This is a genomic window from Pseudomonas sp. B7(2017), from assembly GCF_002112745.1.
Taxonomy (GTDB): domain Bacteria; phylum Pseudomonadota; class Gammaproteobacteria; order Pseudomonadales; family Pseudomonadaceae; genus Aquipseudomonas; species Aquipseudomonas ekonensis.
The window spans coordinates 36,066-51,368 of sequence record NZ_NEIP01000022.1 but is presented as its reverse complement, the minus strand read 5'-3'; the positions used below and the strand labels follow the sequence as shown (position 1 = coordinate 51,368).

At 59.9% G+C, this 15,303-nt stretch carries 16 protein-coding genes and 2 tRNA genes; 17 read left to right on the top strand and 1 reads right to left on the bottom strand.

The features are described from left to right. The 7 genes from lolB to ychF all read left to right on the top strand — a co-directional run bounded on the left by lolB (position 1) and on the right by ychF (position 5,188). Complete coding sequence (lolB, locus tag CAG29_RS26015) at positions 1-618, top strand: lipoprotein insertase outer membrane protein LolB (protein ID WP_085584709.1); 618 nt, start codon at positions 1-3, stop codon at positions 616-618. Between the two features lie 2 nt (positions 619-620). Beyond that, entirely contained in the window at positions 621-1,472 is an 852-nt protein-coding gene (gene ispE / locus CAG29_RS26010; RefSeq protein WP_085584707.1) for a 4-(cytidine 5'-diphospho)-2-C-methyl-D-erythritol kinase, read from the top strand. Between the two features lie 36 nt (positions 1,473-1,508). Further along, positions 1,509-1,583, top strand: a tRNA-Gln gene (locus tag CAG29_RS26005). A gap of 47 nt (positions 1,584-1,630) precedes the next feature. Beyond that, positions 1,631-2,572 (top strand): ribose-phosphate pyrophosphokinase, encoded by a 942-nt coding sequence (locus tag CAG29_RS26000; protein WP_003171603.1) that lies wholly within the window; start codon positions 1,631-1,633, stop codon positions 2,570-2,572. Between the two features lie 142 nt (positions 2,573-2,714). Beyond that, positions 2,715-3,311, top strand: a complete 597-nt coding sequence (locus CAG29_RS25995) for a 50S ribosomal protein L25/general stress protein Ctc (protein WP_085584705.1) — start codon at positions 2,715-2,717, stop codon at positions 3,309-3,311. A gap of 169 nt (positions 3,312-3,480) precedes the next feature. Next, positions 3,481-4,065: an aminoacyl-tRNA hydrolase gene (gene pth, locus CAG29_RS25990; protein ID WP_085584703.1), complete on the top strand. Its 585-nt coding sequence runs from the start codon at positions 3,481-3,483 to the stop codon at positions 4,063-4,065. A gap of 22 nt (positions 4,066-4,087) precedes the next feature. Beyond that, a complete protein-coding gene (gene ychF / locus CAG29_RS25985) occupies positions 4,088-5,188 on the top strand; it encodes a redox-regulated ATPase YchF (RefSeq protein WP_085584701.1) in 1,101 nt (366 codons plus the stop codon). 215 nt (positions 5,189-5,403) lie between these two features. Here the strand turns inward: ychF and CAG29_RS25980 are convergent, their stop codons facing one another. Then, positions 5,404-6,618, bottom strand: coding sequence for an MFS transporter (locus CAG29_RS25980; RefSeq protein ID WP_085629366.1), 1,215 nt, complete (start codon positions 6,616-6,618; stop codon positions 5,404-5,406). Positions 6,619-6,950: 332 nt separating this feature from the next. Here CAG29_RS25980 and CAG29_RS25975 point away from each other — a divergent pair, with 332 nt between their 5' ends. The 10 genes from CAG29_RS25975 (at position 6,951) to CAG29_RS25930 (ending at position 14,901) form a co-directional block, all read left to right on the top strand. Next, complete coding sequence (locus CAG29_RS25975) at positions 6,951-9,008, top strand: methyl-accepting chemotaxis protein (RefSeq protein ID WP_085584697.1); 2,058 nt, start codon at positions 6,951-6,953, stop codon at positions 9,006-9,008. Positions 9,009-9,122: 114 nt separating this feature from the next. Next, a tRNA-Met gene (locus tag CAG29_RS25970) sits at positions 9,123-9,199 on the top strand. A 169-nt stretch (positions 9,200-9,368) separates the two neighbouring features. Next, positions 9,369-10,610 carry a tyrosine-type recombinase/integrase gene (locus CAG29_RS25965; RefSeq protein WP_085695353.1) on the top strand — a complete coding sequence of 414 codons (1,242 nt, stop codon included), beginning with the start codon at positions 9,369-9,371 and terminating at the stop codon, positions 10,608-10,610. A gap of 177 nt (positions 10,611-10,787) precedes the next feature. Further along, entirely contained in the window at positions 10,788-11,669 is an 882-nt protein-coding gene (locus CAG29_RS25960) for a hypothetical protein (RefSeq protein WP_085695352.1), read from the top strand. A gap of 136 nt (positions 11,670-11,805) precedes the next feature. Next, the gene (locus CAG29_RS25955) at positions 11,806-12,075 is read left to right on the top strand and encodes an AlpA family transcriptional regulator (protein ID WP_085695362.1); all 270 of its coding nucleotides are present in this window, start codon (positions 11,806-11,808) and stop codon (positions 12,073-12,075) included. Next, complete coding sequence (locus CAG29_RS25950; protein WP_085695351.1) at positions 12,076-12,378, top strand: helix-turn-helix domain-containing protein; 303 nt, start codon at positions 12,076-12,078, stop codon at positions 12,376-12,378. A gap of 475 nt (positions 12,379-12,853) precedes the next feature. After that, positions 12,854-13,114, top strand: a complete 261-nt coding sequence (locus tag CAG29_RS25945; protein ID WP_085695350.1) for a hypothetical protein — start codon at positions 12,854-12,856, stop codon at positions 13,112-13,114. Continuing rightward, the gene (locus CAG29_RS25940) at positions 13,111-13,539 is read left to right on the top strand and encodes a hypothetical protein (protein WP_085695349.1); all 429 of its coding nucleotides are present in this window, start codon (positions 13,111-13,113) and stop codon (positions 13,537-13,539) included. Before CAG29_RS25945 ends, CAG29_RS25940 begins: the two co-directional genes overlap by 4 nt. A gap of 42 nt (positions 13,540-13,581) precedes the next feature. Then, positions 13,582-13,857 (top strand): hypothetical protein, encoded by a 276-nt coding sequence (locus tag CAG29_RS28860; RefSeq protein WP_085695348.1) that lies wholly within the window; start codon positions 13,582-13,584, stop codon positions 13,855-13,857. Positions 13,858-13,920: 63 nt separating this feature from the next. Next, a complete protein-coding gene (locus CAG29_RS25930) occupies positions 13,921-14,901 on the top strand; it encodes a hypothetical protein (RefSeq protein ID WP_085695347.1) in 981 nt (326 codons plus the stop codon). Positions 14,902-15,303 lie beyond the last annotated feature (402 nt).

The window sequence follows — 15,303 nt, the reverse complement described above, 5'->3', positions numbered from 1 at the left end:
ATGTTTTTGCGCCACCTCATCGTTTTCAGCTTCATCGCCCTGCTCGCCGGTTGCGCAGGCTTCGGCGCCCGTGAATCGGTCGAAGGCCACGGCAACCCGGCCCAATGGCGCGAGCACAAGCAGCAACTGACCGGGCTCGACGGCTGGCAGATCGACGGCAAGATCGGCATCCGCGCGCCGAAGGACTCCGGCAGCGGCACGTTGTTCTGGCTGCAGCGCCAGGACTACTATGACATCCGCCTGTCCGGCCCGCTGGGCCGCGGCGCGGCGCGCCTGACCGGGCGGCCGGGCAAGGTTTCGCTGGAGGTCGCCAACCAGGGCCGCTACGACGCACAGTCGCCGGAAGCCCTGCTCGAAGAGCAACTGGGCTGGAAACTGCCGGTGTCGAACCTGGCTTGGTGGGTGCGCGGCCTGCCGGCGCCGGACAGCAAGAGCCGCCTGACCCTCGACGCCGACAGCCGCCTGGCCAGCCTGGATCAGGACGGCTGGCAGGTCGAGTACCTGAGCTATGCCGAACAGAACGGTTTCTGGCTGCCGGAGCGGATCAAGCTGCACGGCACCGATCTGGACGTGACCCTGGTCATCAAGACCTGGCAACCGCGCAAGCTGGGGCTGTGAACATGAGCGCACCTCGCCTGACCCTGCCGTCGCCGGCCAAGCTCAATCTGATGCTGCACATTCTCGGCCGCCGCGACGACGGCTACCACGAACTGCAGACGATCTTTCAGTTCCTCGACTACGGCGACGAGATTACCTTCGCCGTGCGCGACGACGGCGTGATCCGCCTGCACACCGAATTCGACGGCGTGCCCCACGACAGCAACCTGATCGTGCGCGCGGCGAAGAAACTCCAGGAGCAGTCCGGCTGCACGCTGGGCATCGACATCTGGATCGACAAGATCCTGCCGATGGGCGGCGGCATCGGCGGCGGCAGCTCGAACGCGGCCACCACCCTGCTGGGCCTCAACCATCTCTGGCAGTTGGGCTGGGACGAAGACCGCCTGGCCGGCCTCGGCCTGTCGCTGGGCGCCGACGTCCCGGTGTTCGTGCGCGGCCATGCCGCCTTCGCCGAAGGCGTGGGCGAAAAACTGACCCCGGTCGAACCCGCAGAACCCTGGTACGTCGTGCTGGTTCCGCAAGTCTCTGTAAGTACGGCAGAAATTTTTTCCGATCCGTTGTTGACACGTAACACACCGCCCATTAAAGTGCGCCCCGTTCCCGAGGGAAACAGTCGAAATGACTGCTTGCCGGTGGTTGCAAGGCGTTATCCAGAAGTACGTAACGCATTGAATTTGCTAGGTAATTTCACCGAAGCAAAACTCACCGGAACTGGAAGTTGTGTGTTTGGGGGCTTCCCAAGCAAAGCTGAAGCTGATAAAGTTTCGGCCCTTCTGACAGAGACCCTTACAGGGTTTGTAGCCAAAGGCAGCAACGTTTCGATGTTGCATCGCAAGCTACAGAGCCTGCTCTAACGGAACCAAGTGCACGGCACTTGCAGCAACAGATACAGGGGCGTCGCCAAGCGGTAAGGCAGCAGGTTTTGATCCTGCCATGCGTTGGTTCGAATCCAGCCGCCCCTGCCATTTTCCTATACTCATCCAGGTATACCCTCAGCCTTCAGGTACTGCGCGTGTCCAAGATGATGGTCTTTACGGGGAACGCTAACCCCGATCTGGCTCGGCGTGTCGTACGTCAGCTGCATATCCCTCTCGGTGACATTTCTGTCGGTAAGTTTTCCGACGGCGAAATCACTGCCGAGATCAATGAAAACGTTCGCGGTAAAGACGTCTTCATTATTCAGCCGACTTGCGCTCCGACCAACGATAACCTGATGGAACTGGTAGTGATGGCTGATGCCTTCCGCCGCTCCTCGGCTACTCGTATCACTGCTGTTATCCCTTACTTTGGTTATGCCCGTCAGGATCGCCGTCCGCGTTCCGCACGTGTGGCCATCAGCGCGAAAGTCGTCGCTGACATGCTCACCGTCGTCGGCATCGACCGTGTGCTCACGGTTGACCTGCACGCTGACCAGATTCAGGGTTTCTTCGATATTCCGGTAGATAACATCTACGGCTCCCCGGTTCTGGTGGATGACATCGAAGACCAGCGCTTCGAGAACCTGATGATCGTGTCCCCGGACATTGGCGGCGTCGTGCGTGCACGGGCCGTTGCCAAATCCCTGGGCGTGGATCTCGGGATCATCGACAAACGCCGTGAAAAAGCCAATCACTCCGAAGTGATGCACATCATCGGCGATGTCGAAGGTCGCACCTGCATCCTGGTCGATGACATGGTCGATACCGCCGGCACCCTGTGCCATGCGGCCAAGGCCCTGAAAGAGCACGGCGCAGCCAAGGTCTTCGCCTACTGCACACACCCTGTGCTGTCGGGCCGGGCCATCGAGAACATCGAGAATTCCGTGCTGGACGAGCTGGTGGTGACCAACACCATCCCGCTGTCCGCTGCAGCACAAGCCTGTGCGCGTATCCGTCAACTGGATATCGCACCGGTGGTTGCCGAAGCGGTTCGCCGCATCAGCAATGAAGAATCGATCAGCGCGATGTTCCGTTAAGGGCCCTGCCCTTCTCGAAATGTCCTGTTGACGAAAAGCGCCCCGCCCCGGCATTCCTGTCCGGGGCGGGGCTTTTTTGCCCATACCGTGTTTGGCGCTGGTCGCAAACGCCACTCGGTGATGGCTATTTTGGAGATATGAAATGACTGATTTCACCCTGAACGCACAAGCGCGTACTGACCTGGGGAAAGGTGCGAGCCGCCGCCTGCGTCACGCCGCCAACATCCCGGCCGTTGTCTACGGTGGCAACAAGGACGCTCAGTCCCTGACCATCCTGGCCAAGGAAATCACCAAGCTGTTCGAAAACGAAGCTGCCTTCAGCCACGTGATCGAGCTGAACGTCGACGGCACCAAGCAGAACGTCATCGTCAAGGCCCTGCAGCGTCACCCAGCCAAGCAGTTCATCATGCACGCTGACTTCGTGCGCGTTGTTGCCGGCCAGAAACTGACCGCCAAAGTACCGGTTCACTTCATCAACGAAGAAGCCGCAGTCAAGAAAGGCGGCGAGATCTCCCACGTCGTGGCTGAAATCGAAGTTTCGTGCGAAGCCAAAGACCTGCCTGAGTTCATCGAAGTTGACCTGGCCAAGGCCGAAGTCGGCACCATCATCCACCTGTCCGACATCAAGGCCATCAAAGGCGTTGAGTTCGTGGCACTGGCTCATGGCAACGACCTGGCTGTCGCCAACGTTCACGCTCCACGTGTTGCTCCAGAAGCTGCAGAAGGCGCAGCAGAGTAATTTCACTCTGCTTGCCGGAGCGGGCGGAACATCGCGGACTTAAGCGTAGCGAGAAAGCGGGCGAGAACGCGGAGTTTACATCCCAGGTAAATGCGCATCTTTCGTCCGTTTTCGCCGCATGCACGAGCTGCGGCGATGACATCCACCACTCCATAGAAGGGCCCCTATCGTGACTGCCATCAAACTGATCGTTGGCCTGGGTAATCCAGGCGCCGAATACGAACAGACCCGGCATAACGCAGGGGCCCTTTTTGTTGAGCGCATCGCCCACGCACAAGGCGTCAGCCTCGTGGCCGACCGCAAGTATTTCGGCCTGACCGCACGCTATTCGCATCAAGGTCAGGACGTTCGTCTGCTGATTCCCACCACCTACATGAACCGCAGCGGCCAGGCCGTGGCGGCACTCGCCGGTTTCTTCCGCATCAAGCCCGAAGAGATCCTGGTGGCACACGACGAACTCGACCTGCCTCCGGGCGTCGCCAAGCTCAAGCAGGGCGGCGGCCATGGCGGTCACAACGGGTTGCGCGACATCATTGCGCAACTGGGCAATCAGAACACGTTCCATCGCCTGCGGCTCGGCATCGGCCACCCGGGCGTGGCCAGCATGGTGTCGAATTTCGTCCTGGGTCGTGCGCCGCGCGCCGAACAGGAAAAGCTCGACGCCAGCATCGACTTCGCCCTCGGCGTGCTGCCGGATATCCTCGCCGGAGAATGGAACCGCGCGATGAAAAACCTGCACAGCCAGAAGGCCTGACTCTTATCCGAGGGGAAACACCATGGGATTCAATTGCGGCATCGTCGGCCTGCCTAACGTCGGCAAGTCCACCCTGTTCAACGCCCTGACCAAGTCCGGGATCGCGGCCGAGAACTTCCCCTTCTGCACCATCGAGCCGAACAGCGGCATCGTGCCGATGCCGGATCCGCGCTTGAACGCGCTGGCGGAAATCGTCAATCCGAAGCGCATCCTGCCGACCACCATGGAATTCGTCGATATCGCAGGCCTGGTGGCCGGCGCATCGAAAGGTGAAGGCCTGGGCAACAAGTTCCTGGCCAACATCCGCGAGACCGACGCCATCGCCCACGTGGTGCGCTGCTTCGAAGACGAGAACGTGATCCACGTCTCCAACAGCGTCGATCCGAAACGCGACATCGAGATCATCGACCTGGAACTGATCTTCGCCGACCTCGACAGCTGCGAGAAGCAACTGCAGAAGGTCGCCCGCAACGCCAAGGGCGGTGACAAGGACGCCGTGGCGCAGAAAGCCCTGCTGGAACAGCTGATCCCGCACTTCACCGAAGGCAAGCCTGCGCGCAGCCTGATGAAGAACATGAGCGCCGAGGAAAAGGCGATCATCAAGGGCTTCCACCTGCTGACCACCAAACCGGTCATGTACATCGCCAACGTCGCTGAAGACGGCTTCGAGAACAACCCGCACCTGGACGTGGTCAAGGCCATCGCCGAAGAAGAAGGCGCCGTGGTGGTTCCGGTGTGCAACAAGATCGAGGCGGAAATCGCCGAGCTGGACGACGGCGAAGAGAAGGACATGTTCCTCGAGGCCCTGGGCCTGGAAGAGCCTGGCCTGAACCGCGTGATCCGCGCCGGCTACGAAATGCTGCACCTGCAGACCTACTTCACCGCCGGTGTCGAAGAAGTCCGCGCCTGGACCGTACGCGTGGGCGCCACCGCGCCGCAGGCCGCCGGCGTGATCCACACCGACTTCGAGAAAGGCTTCATCCGCGCCGAAGTCATCGCCTACAACGACTTCATCCAGTACAAGGGCGAAGCCGGCACCAAGGAAGCCGGCAAATGGCGCCTGGAAGGCAAGGACTACATCGTCAAAGACGGCGACGTGATGCACTTCCGCTTCAACGTGTAAGACACAGCGCCCATGAAAAAGCCGCGTTCGATACGCGGCTTTTTTGTGCCTGCCGCTAGCCCAAGAACCCTGTGGGAACAGGCTTGCCAGCGATGGCGGCAGGTCAGGCGACAGAGATGCCAGCAGTGCCGGCCCTATCGCTGGCAAGCCAGCTCCCACAGGATGGGTGGCGGCCGCCCACTCTGCCGACACCCGCGATTCCTGCTGGCCCGGAATCAGGCCTTCTTCGTGCGCGGCAGGAAGATCGCCAGCACCCCGAGCAACGGCAGGAACGAGCACAGCAGGTACACCTGCTCGATGCCGTAGAGGTCCGCCAGGTGCCCCAGCAGCGCCGCGCCGATCCCGCCGAAACCGAACATCAGCCCGAAGAACACCCCAGCGATCATCCCGACGTTGCCCGGCACCAGCTCCTGGGCGTACACCACGATCGCCGAGAACGCCGAGGCGAGGATGAAGCCGATCACCACGCTCAAGACGCTGGTCCAGAACAGGTCGACATGGGGCATCAGCAAGGTGAACGGCGCCACGCCGAGGATCGAGAACCAGATCACGGCCTTGCGCCCGATCTTGTCGCCGATGGGGCCGCCGAAGAACGTTCCCGCCGCCACCGCGCCGAGAAACAGGAACAGATGCAGCTGTGAGCTGGCCACCGACAGGTCGAACTTCTCGATCAGGTAGAAGGTGAAGTAACTGGTCAGGCTCGCCATGTAGAAATACTTGGAGAACACCAAAAGCCCGAGCACCACCAGCGCACCGGTCACCCTGCCCTTCGACAATCCGTGCGTCGCCGCCTGGCCGGCCTTGAGCTTGAACAGGTTCAGGTGATCGGCGTACCAGCGGCTGATGCGGTACAGCACGAACAGCGCAAACACGGCGAACAGCCCGAACCACGCCACGTTGCCTTGGCCAAAGGGAATGATGATCGCAGCCGCCAGCAACGGACCGAATGCCGAACCTGCGTTGCCGCCGACCTGAAAAGTGGACTGCGCCAGTCCGAAGCGTCCGCCCGACGCCAGCCGTGCGATACGAGAGGCTTCAGGGTGAAAGGTCGAAGAGCCGATGCCGATCAGCGCCGCCGCCAGCAGGATCAACGGGAAGCTGCCGACCATCGACATCATCACGATGCCGACCAGCGTGCACACGGAACCGGCCGGCAGCAGCCACGGTTTCGGATGGCGGTCGGTGTGGTAACCAACCCACGGCTGCAGCAGCGAGGCGGTCAACTGGAAGGTCAGGGTGATCAGGCCGACCTGAGTGAAGCTCAAGCCGTAGTTGGCCTTGAGCATCGGGTAGATCGACGGCAACACCGACTGGATCAGGTCATTGATCAAATGCGCCAGCGCCACGGCGCCGATGATGCGCATCACCAGTGGGCTGCTTTGGGGAGACGCCGGCGCCGAAGCGGCGGGCTGGACGTTGCTGATGGCCATGGGAATTTCCGGACAGCGGATGGGTGCACGCAGGCAGGTGCGCCAATGTGCCATTTTTCGGTGCGCAAGCGCCATCCCCTTAGCCAGCTAACGAACTAATCGTTCATCGCCGCAACGGTGATAGCTCAACGCCATGGTCTGAATCTTGCCTTGTCTGTCCCCTTGAACGCGGCCCCTTACAAAGGGGACCGAGAATGGGAAGTTTCGCTACAGAGCCGGCCCACAGAGCGGGCGAGAGTGAACTTTCGAGGCCTTTTAGCAGGGCACCGGTCGAGGTCGCGACGACCGCGACGCACGCCGATGGTGCGCGGTGTCCAGAGGAGTCATGGGGCATGCAGGCTTTTTTATCGCCGGGGATCGGTTTGCTGGGGCGCTTTGGTTTCGCCCGCAAATTCCAGCTGTTGTTTCTGCTGTTCATCCTGCCGCTGGCCGGCAGCCTGTTGATGATCGGCCAGGACTACCGCGACAGGCTCAACCTCATCGCCGGCGAACGGGCCGGCGTCCGCCAGTTGCTGGCCCTCGACGCGCTGGACAACCTGCTCACCGCCCAACGCGACCGCGCCGCCCGCTGGCGCGCCACGGAAACCAACCGCCAGCCGACGCCCGCCACCCTCGCTGCGATGGCCGCGTTCGATGGCGTGCAGCCTGCCGTCGCACAGGCCACCACCGAGCTGGGCAATGCCTTGCAGGCTGAAGGCGCCGGCGGCGAAACCCTGGCCCGCTATCAGGCCCTGCAGACCGCGCTGGGCGGCCTGGACTCGAAAAGCCTGGGCAGCGTCGGCTGGTGGCCGGACGGCTACGACCGCTTCACCAACGCCCTCAGCGCCCTTCAGGCATTGCGGGAACAGATCGCCATGGACAACCGCCTGACCCTGGCGCCGTGGCTGGAGACTTACCTGCTGACGCAGATTTCCACCCAGCATGCGCCGGACCTGATCGAACGGGTCGGGCGCCTGGCGGCGGTCGGGCAGGCCTCGGTGGTGTCCGGTCAGTTCACCCTGCAGAGCCGCTTGCAGTTGCGTGACCTGCGCAGCCGCATCGGCGACGCCCGCGAGCAACTGGTGAAGACCGCCAGCCTGCTGGAGGCGCGTCTGCCGAGCGACCTGCAAGGATGGGCCGCGCAGTACCACGACAGCCTCAAGCAGCTCGACACCGGCCTCAAGGTGCTGGACGACGGCGTGTTCGGCGGCAGCATCAACCTCAAGCCGGACGACTTCGAACGCAGCCTCGACGCCCTGCTCGGCAACCTGGCGACGCTGCGCCAGCAATCGCTGGTCTCGCTGGACGGGCGGCTGGACGACTACCACGGCTCGGCCATCCGCCAGTTCATCGTCGTGGCGGCGGTGTTCGGCTGCCTGTTGCTGCTGGCGCTGTACCTGTTCCTCTGCCTGCAGGCCTCGATCCGCCGCAGCGCCAGCGGCATCACCCTGCTCGCCGAAGCCCTGCGCGACGGCAACCTGAGCCTGCAAGTGGCGGTGCAGGGCCGCGACGAACTGGCGTCGATCAGCACCGCGCTCAACGTCGCGGTGGTGCAGCTGCGCGGCAGCCTGCTGGGCGTCGATCACGAGACTGCGCAGTTGAGCCAGGCCGTGCGCAGCCTCAACGACCACTCCAGCGGCGCCTTGAGCGAAGTCGAGGCGCAGCAATCGCAGATCAGCCAGATCGCCGCAGCGGCCACCCAACTGGCCGCCACCTCCCAGGGCGTGGCGCAGAGCTGCGAGCAGGCGTCCGGCAGCGCCCAGCACACCCGGCGCATCGCCGCCGACAGCAGCCGCGACAGCCAGCGCACCACCGCGAGCATCCAGCAGCTCAATCAGCGGCTGAACGAAACGGCGGCGGCGCTGGGCCGGGTCAGCGAACAGGGGCAGCAGATTCAGTTGGTGGTCGACACCATCCGCGGCGTGGCCGAACAGACCAACCTGCTGGCGCTCAACGCCGCCATCGAGGCGGCCCGCGCCGGCGAGCAGGGCCGCGGCTTCGCCGTGGTGGCCGACGAGGTGCGCAGTCTGTCGCAGCGCACGCAGTCGTCCACGGCGCAGATCGCGGGGACGGTCGACAGCCTGCGCACCACTGTCGACGAAGCGGTGAGCCTGATGGAAGCCGCCTGCGGCCAGGCGCAATCGGACGCCCAGGCGGTCACCGGCCTGGGCGAACGCCTGGGCGAGATCGCCAGCGCCGTGCAGAGCGTCACGGACACCCTGGCGCAGATCGCCACGGCGGTCGACGAACAGGCAAGCACCGCCGATGAGGTCAGCGGCAACATCCAGCAGGTCGATCAGGCGGCGCTGCGCCTGCTCGAAGGGGCGCGGGCGGTGAATCTGGCGGCCGACACCCTGAGCGAAGGCAGCCGTGCGCTGAGCGCCAACACCGCGAGATTTCAGCTGCGCTGACCCCTCCTCCCCCCGTTTTTCGGGCCTGGCGGGTTAAGCGGTTGAAAATAAGAAGAAATATTTTGAATTCGCGCTTGACGCATCTGCATTACGGGTGAATAATGCGCGCCACTTGGCTACATAGCTCAGTTGGTTAGAGCATAGCATTCATAATGCTGGGGTCCGGGGTTCAAGTCCCTGTGTAGCCACCAAGTACCGATTCACAGATGTCTCTAGATATCTCTGAATCAAAACAAGAAGCCCGCCATGTGCGGGCTTTCTTGTTTCTGGCTATCCCTCCTTGTATCCCCCTATACCTTCCCTCCTTGTATCCCACTGTGTATCCTCGACAAATAATTGAACCGAGGGGATACAGGTCAGATGAAGCGTTCAGAGATCAAGCGCCGCCCCCTCTCCGACACTGCGTTAGCCGGGCTAGAGCCTGACGCCAAGGAATATCGCGAGCTCGACGGGAACAGCCTTTATTTCCGCGTCAAAACTGACGGTCAGAAGTCCTGGCAGCTCCGGTACAAGAAGCCTGACGGGAAATGGTCATGGCTCGGGCTGGGTGGTTATCCCGATGTGAGCGGGTCAGTGGCCAGGCAGAAAGCTGCCGTGTTGCGCGCCGACGCTGCTGATGGAAAGAACCCGATCGTCACAAAGCAGGCTCGCAAGAAAGCGGAAAGGAACACTGCCTCCGAAACATTCGAGCCGCTGGCAAGGGAGTGGTACACCTCACGACTCACCAACTGGGATGCGGGCACGTCGAAGCGAATCATGGGAGCCTTCGAGCGCCATGTTTTCCCCGTGTTCGGTAAGAGACCCTACGCAGAGATCACCCCACTCGAGTGGATGGAGTTTCTGCGAGGCATGGAGCAACAGGGAATACTCGAGCAGATGAGCCGGGTTCGCTCGTACTGCAGAGACGTTTACGACTTAGCCAGGGTAACCGGCCGCGCGACTCATAATCCGCTGGAAGGCCTTCAGAAGTACCTCCAGTCAGGTAAGGCAGAGAACTACGCTCACGTGTCGCCGGAGGAACTGCCAGGCCTGATCCGCGCAATAGCAGCCTACCCTCATGCCCATGATGTGCGCCTCGGCCTGCGACTGCTGAGTCTCTTCGCCGTGCGACCTAGCGAATTGCGCGAGGCACGCTGGTCTGAGTTCGATTTAGCCAAGAAGATTTGGACGATCCCCGTCGAACGTAAAGGCCGCAAGAAAGGCCTTGAGCACTTGGTACCACTTTCCACTCAAGCGATCGCCGCGCTGGAGGAACTGCGTCATTACACCGGCAGCTATCCCCTTCTCTTCCCGGGCCGGAGCGACCACACCAAGCCGCGCAGCGACACGGTGTTCCTCATGGCACTGCGTCGGATGGGATACGAAGGTCGGCAAACTGGCCATGGGTTTCGGCATATCGCGTCGACGGTGCTCAACGAACACGGCTTCGACGAGAACCATATCGAGGCCCAGCTTTCGCACAAGAAGCCCGGCGTCGCAGGCGTTTACAACAAGGCACAGTACCTGCCGCAGCGCACGACGATGATGCAATGGTATGCGAACTATCTCGACACCCTCGCAGGCGGGGTCGTTGTACAAGGTGACTTTGGCAAGAGGGCCTGATGCGTCTCTTCCTTTGCTTTCATAGACACATATAGACTGAAATCACGACTGTCCGGATTGCCGTGATCCGGACATGCATAGCGTTTCGGCCAACCTAGCCCGACGGGGCGAACAGCGGACACCCATCCGCCCGGTTGGCTGCTTTCTCGTTAAAGGGCGCCGCGGGAGGCGTTTATCGTGGATACAGATAAAGAATTCGATGCTTTTAGGGACACGGTGCCGCTCGATCCCATATATCGGCTACGCGGCATGCAAGCGCGCGCCAAACTCGTGCTTGAGAAACGATCAGAACTAGAGATCAGAGGGGCCGCCTCAACTATCGAGTGGCTCACCAGCGAGTATTTTTACGAAGAGAAAGAATCCTGGATTGCTCATCAAATAAAGAACAATGGGCCGATACTCCGTTATCTCCCCGACGAAAAACGGACAGAAGATGGGCTATGGGAGCTGGTCGATCGCAACCCTGAAATCATTTCCGATGAGTTCGATTTTCCGAATGAGGACAACACTAGCCCTCTTGAAGCACTGGAAGAGAGTTTAAAAGGGGTCGACCTTGACGACGAACATTTCCCTGACGCAAAACCTTACGAGTACATCGCCGTTTTAGCATTGGTGCTCATTGGTCAAGCGATGCTTTCATTCCAAGACGATGAATGGTGGCCACCCGTCCTGAAAGAAGACTTGCCTATGGTGCGCCTCAGCTCCATTGCCAACAATGCGGTAGATATCATGGAGGTCGTTTGTAGAGCAGAGCAGTATCAAGACCAACACGAAATGCTTAAGAGAATCGAGTTTTTCCTGCAGGGCAATGAAAAAAGTATCCCCGAGCAGGTAGATGAACTGGTGAGGAAAAAGGTTTCTCTCGCCGCAAGTCTAGCAGCCAATGCTCGACACAAAGAGACGAGCCAAAGCAAAACAGCCGCTCTATTGTGCTGGGACACCACTGGCTCGAACTTCAGTAGCCGAGCAGCTTTTGCCAGAAATATGCACAAAGACTACGGAGTTACCGATAGAACGCTTTATGGTTGGATCACAGCGCATGAGCGTTTGAAGACCTGACTGAGGCATTACCATCCTGCGCGCAGACTGTACGTTTTGCGCGCTAACTGTACAGTCTGCGCGCAGGCGGGTCTGCCAAGAGTAACCCTGCGCAATCACCATGTTTCCCGTCTACACCAGTATCGGGAAACACAACATGCACACCATTCACGCACCGTACCAAATGTCTGCCGCAGCCGCGCAGAACTTTGACCCATCGATCACCCTAATTCGGATGCCGGATTTGGAGGCCATCACCGGCCTCGCCCGCCCCACCATTTACAAGCGCCTCAAAGACGACCCGACCTTCCCTCGCCCTGTACCCTTGAGCAACAGCAAGTCGCGCGGTTCGCCAATTGGTTTTGTGCTTGCGGAAGTTGAGGCCTGGGTTCGCCAGCGCATCGCACTGCGTGGGGAGGCTGCATAAATGACAGACAAAAAAATGGCCGACCAACAGGCCAGCCGCGAAAACACTCCCGTTGAGAATACCAGCGGAACCGCCCAACGCGCACGCCTTTTGGAGCGTTTGAAGGCCGGCCCGATTGACACATTCACCGCCGTTCGTGAGTTGAACATCGTTCGCCCTGGCGCTCGCATCTGCGAACTGCGAGCCCTTGGCCACAACATACTTACTCACCGTGTGAACCTGACCGACGATCAAGGTCGGCGGCATGGCGGCATGGCTCTGTACTACCTCAGCACCAATCCGCCAGCGGGAGCGTCTGCATGATGACTATGCTCATGCCAAGCGATATTCGGTTGAACGCTTCGCTTGCTCAGATGCAGGGCCGGCGTTATGGTGTAGGGGTCTCGGTAAATCCCGTGACCGACCTTGGCCGGTCGAGTATCGTTAGGCGCACAAGCGCCCACCATCCGATTGCAGGCGCTTTTTTTGCGTCCGCACAATCGTGTTATGGCGGCTGTGCGTGGGACACCTTCGGGTGTGCCGGGCTCCTAACGTCCCGGTCGGCCAACCCGCGTACAGCTGCCACCCATCCTCGCTTGGCCGCGAAAAGTGGCAGCTCCTCAACGTTAGGAGCTACACCGATGAAATACTCCATCACTCCGTCCGCAAACTGCGCCTTTGCTCACCGCCGCATGGCCATGAGCGCTTTCCGCGCAAACCCATCCCTTTCCTCTCGCCTCGCCCGCTACAACACCAACATGGCTATCGCTCTCACTCGGAAAGCCGTCGGGGGTGTGCAATGAATACCAAAACCAAAGCATCAAGCTACAAAGACGTCGCAGACGAAGCCGCTTTCCAACTGGACTGTGACCGTGAGTTTGCCGACTGGATGTTCACACTCATGACGGCGATCAACAACGACCACAGGCACTCATCCGGGGCCAACTCCGCTGCGCTGTCGAGACTCGGGGTGTACCTCTCTGAAAGTCACCTGGCTGACACTGAGCGCGCCCTCGAAAACGTCAGCAACAACCTGATAGCCTTGGGAGGTGAGCAATGAACCGGATAGCCACCCCACAGACATTCTTCATCGTTCAGGTGGAGAACGCTCAAGGCGTCTTTGGCTTTCAGATCTGCCTAACCGACCAGGCATTTGCTCGCCACGTCTATGAGGTGCTGGGGCGTGATCTGCCAGGTCGTCGGGTCATTTTGCACAGCCTGGAGAAGCCACCTGAAACCGTCAAGGACGTAGCGGTTTTTCGATCCATGACGCAGCGCATGAAGCTCCTGATGGAGCGCTGCCAAGTACAAGACTCGCCCGGGCGGGCGTTCCTGATCGCTTACGTTGAACACTGGCACGAACAGATGCCAACGAGCGTCATCGAGGCTTTCTTTGAGCACGCTACGTACGAGCCAGACCACGAGCAATTCGTCTACATCCAATGCGCCGGTCGGCAGCTCGGAGCGGCCTATGAACGCCCATAACCATGTTCGGTTTCGCGTAGCCAAGCAAGAGGCTTAATCACCATGAGCGACCAAACCTGCAGAACAGCCGGTGCGAACTCGGCTTGCCCAAAGAAAGCTACTGAGCTGTTTTTCGTGACTCATCCCAAGGCCGCCAAAGCGCTGCTGGGGCCATTCTTGAGCGCGGCCGATGCCGAGTGCGGACGCGTAGTTGTGCGTAGTCCTGGCGCTCAGGTGACGGCCTGTCTCGTTGACTCGATCGACGACATCACGCACTGGCACGCCGTGAACAATGGCCGGGTTTGCCGAGCCTTCGTGGGGAGCACCAGCCGCGGATGACGCTACAATCAGATGCGATAAGACTTCTGCTGACTGCAGCCAAAAAGAAAAGGATCTGCGCAAATGAACCACGGAAACTTCTTCGCGATTGGGGCTGATGAGTTCTCGGCAGCCTGTGATCTTGGGTTGCGGCCGGCGGTTTCCTTGCTTGTTATGGCGAGAGGCACCGGAAAGGACAACTCCACTACCTCATGGAGTGCCCAGGCCATTTTTGAGAAGACCGGCATAGCATGGCGGCGCGCCAAGGAGGCGATCGATGCTTTAGTTGCCGCGGAAATTGTCAAAGTGCTGAAAGCTGGGAAAAAGCCGCGCTACAAGCTCAGTAAACCCAATGATGATGCGAAGCTCATCTGGTTGCCGAATGAGCTGATCGATGGTGCCGGTGGAGAAATACCGCCGGTCACCAAGCTTCGTGAAACTGGCGACTTGGTACTGCTTCAGAAATTCATCGAGCTCTATGGGGCCCATGACATCGACAACGACGGAGGTCTACCGCGAAGCTTGGCGTGGCAAACGTATTCCCGCGAAACGATTTGCCCGATAGGCCCTTTCATCCTTTATGGCTTTGAGCGGCAAGAAGCTAAAGCAAGGGCTACAGGCTCTTTAGCTGTACTCAACGGGCAGGAAGACGATGCTGGCAACCAAGGCGCTTGGATTGTTCTATCCCCTCTGGTGGGGCTTGGACTTCTCCAGAAGGTCAGCTACATCGCAGAATCCAATGAGCAGGATTCAGAGCTTATCTACCCCGTCAACGATGAGACAAACCAGGCGATTGGAGTAATTCATAACTGGTTGGAGGAAAGCGGAGGGGAAGGGTTCGCACGACAGATTGGATTTTACGACGGTATTGGGATTGCTCCGAAGCACATCAGCAAAGCAGCAATGGTCGGCTTGTTTCGTATGACATATCGACCGAAGACAGGAAAGACCTCCCGCTGGTGGGCACTTGAGCGAGATCGAACCGAGGCCATGGTATCCAATGTTGCGGCGATCTGTAGGCCGAAAGGGGTTGTTGTTGATATCAAGGCTTTTAAAGGTTCTTAAAGGGGTCTCAAGGTACCTCAAGTAACCTATGTGTTGATATCAAGGTAAATCAAGTCGAGTAATAGCAGGCGCGATTTGCAGCGAAACACGGAGTACTGACGAATGAGCTCATTGATCATCATGTGGAAGGCATTGAAGAGCCGCGAAGAGGACAAGCGTGTAATCAATGAGCACAAGCTGGAAGCGCGGGTACTAAAGGGAGGATGTGTATTGATCAAGTTCCCGAGAAGCAAAGCGTAATCAGCACAGTGTGTAGATATCTACACAGCGTGTTGAAAACTACACACTGTGGCGATCCCAGCACATTCGGCACCAAACCCAGGAAGACGAGGCCTCCGCCCGCATCAACAGTGCGCCATCTACCTCCCCCATAGAACCGCAACAACAATCAGACGACTGACA

What these genes read in the sequence shown, in the direction of transcription:
- lolB (WP_085584709.1), top strand. Translation starts at nt 1, where the DNA reads ATGTTTTTGCGCCACCTCATCGTTTTCAGCTTCATCGCCCTGCTCGCC.
- ispE (WP_085584707.1), top strand. Translation starts at nt 621, where the DNA reads ATGAGCGCACCTCGCCTGACCCTGCCGTCGCCGGCCAAGCTCAATCTG.
- CAG29_RS25995 (WP_085584705.1), top strand. Translation starts at nt 2,715, where the DNA reads ATGACTGATTTCACCCTGAACGCACAAGCGCGTACTGACCTGGGGAAA.
- ychF (WP_085584701.1), top strand. Translation starts at nt 4,088, where the DNA reads ATGGGATTCAATTGCGGCATCGTCGGCCTGCCTAACGTCGGCAAGTCC.
- CAG29_RS25980 (WP_085629366.1), bottom strand. Translation starts at nt 6,618, where the DNA reads ATGGCCATCAGCAACGTCCAGCCCGCCGCTTCGGCGCCGGCGTCTCCC.
- CAG29_RS25975 (WP_085584697.1), top strand. Translation starts at nt 6,951, where the DNA reads ATGCAGGCTTTTTTATCGCCGGGGATCGGTTTGCTGGGGCGCTTTGGT.
- CAG29_RS25965 (WP_085695353.1), top strand. Translation starts at nt 9,369, where the DNA reads ATGAAGCGTTCAGAGATCAAGCGCCGCCCCCTCTCCGACACTGCGTTA.
- CAG29_RS25955 (WP_085695362.1), top strand. Translation starts at nt 11,806, where the DNA reads ATGCACACCATTCACGCACCGTACCAAATGTCTGCCGCAGCCGCGCAG.
- CAG29_RS25950 (WP_085695351.1), top strand. Translation starts at nt 12,076, where the DNA reads ATGACAGACAAAAAAATGGCCGACCAACAGGCCAGCCGCGAAAACACT.
- CAG29_RS25945 (WP_085695350.1), top strand. Translation starts at nt 12,854, where the DNA reads ATGAATACCAAAACCAAAGCATCAAGCTACAAAGACGTCGCAGACGAA.
- CAG29_RS25940 (WP_085695349.1), top strand. Translation starts at nt 13,111, where the DNA reads ATGAACCGGATAGCCACCCCACAGACATTCTTCATCGTTCAGGTGGAG.
- CAG29_RS28860 (WP_085695348.1), top strand. Translation starts at nt 13,582, where the DNA reads ATGAGCGACCAAACCTGCAGAACAGCCGGTGCGAACTCGGCTTGCCCA.
- CAG29_RS25930 (WP_085695347.1), top strand. Translation starts at nt 13,921, where the DNA reads ATGAACCACGGAAACTTCTTCGCGATTGGGGCTGATGAGTTCTCGGCA.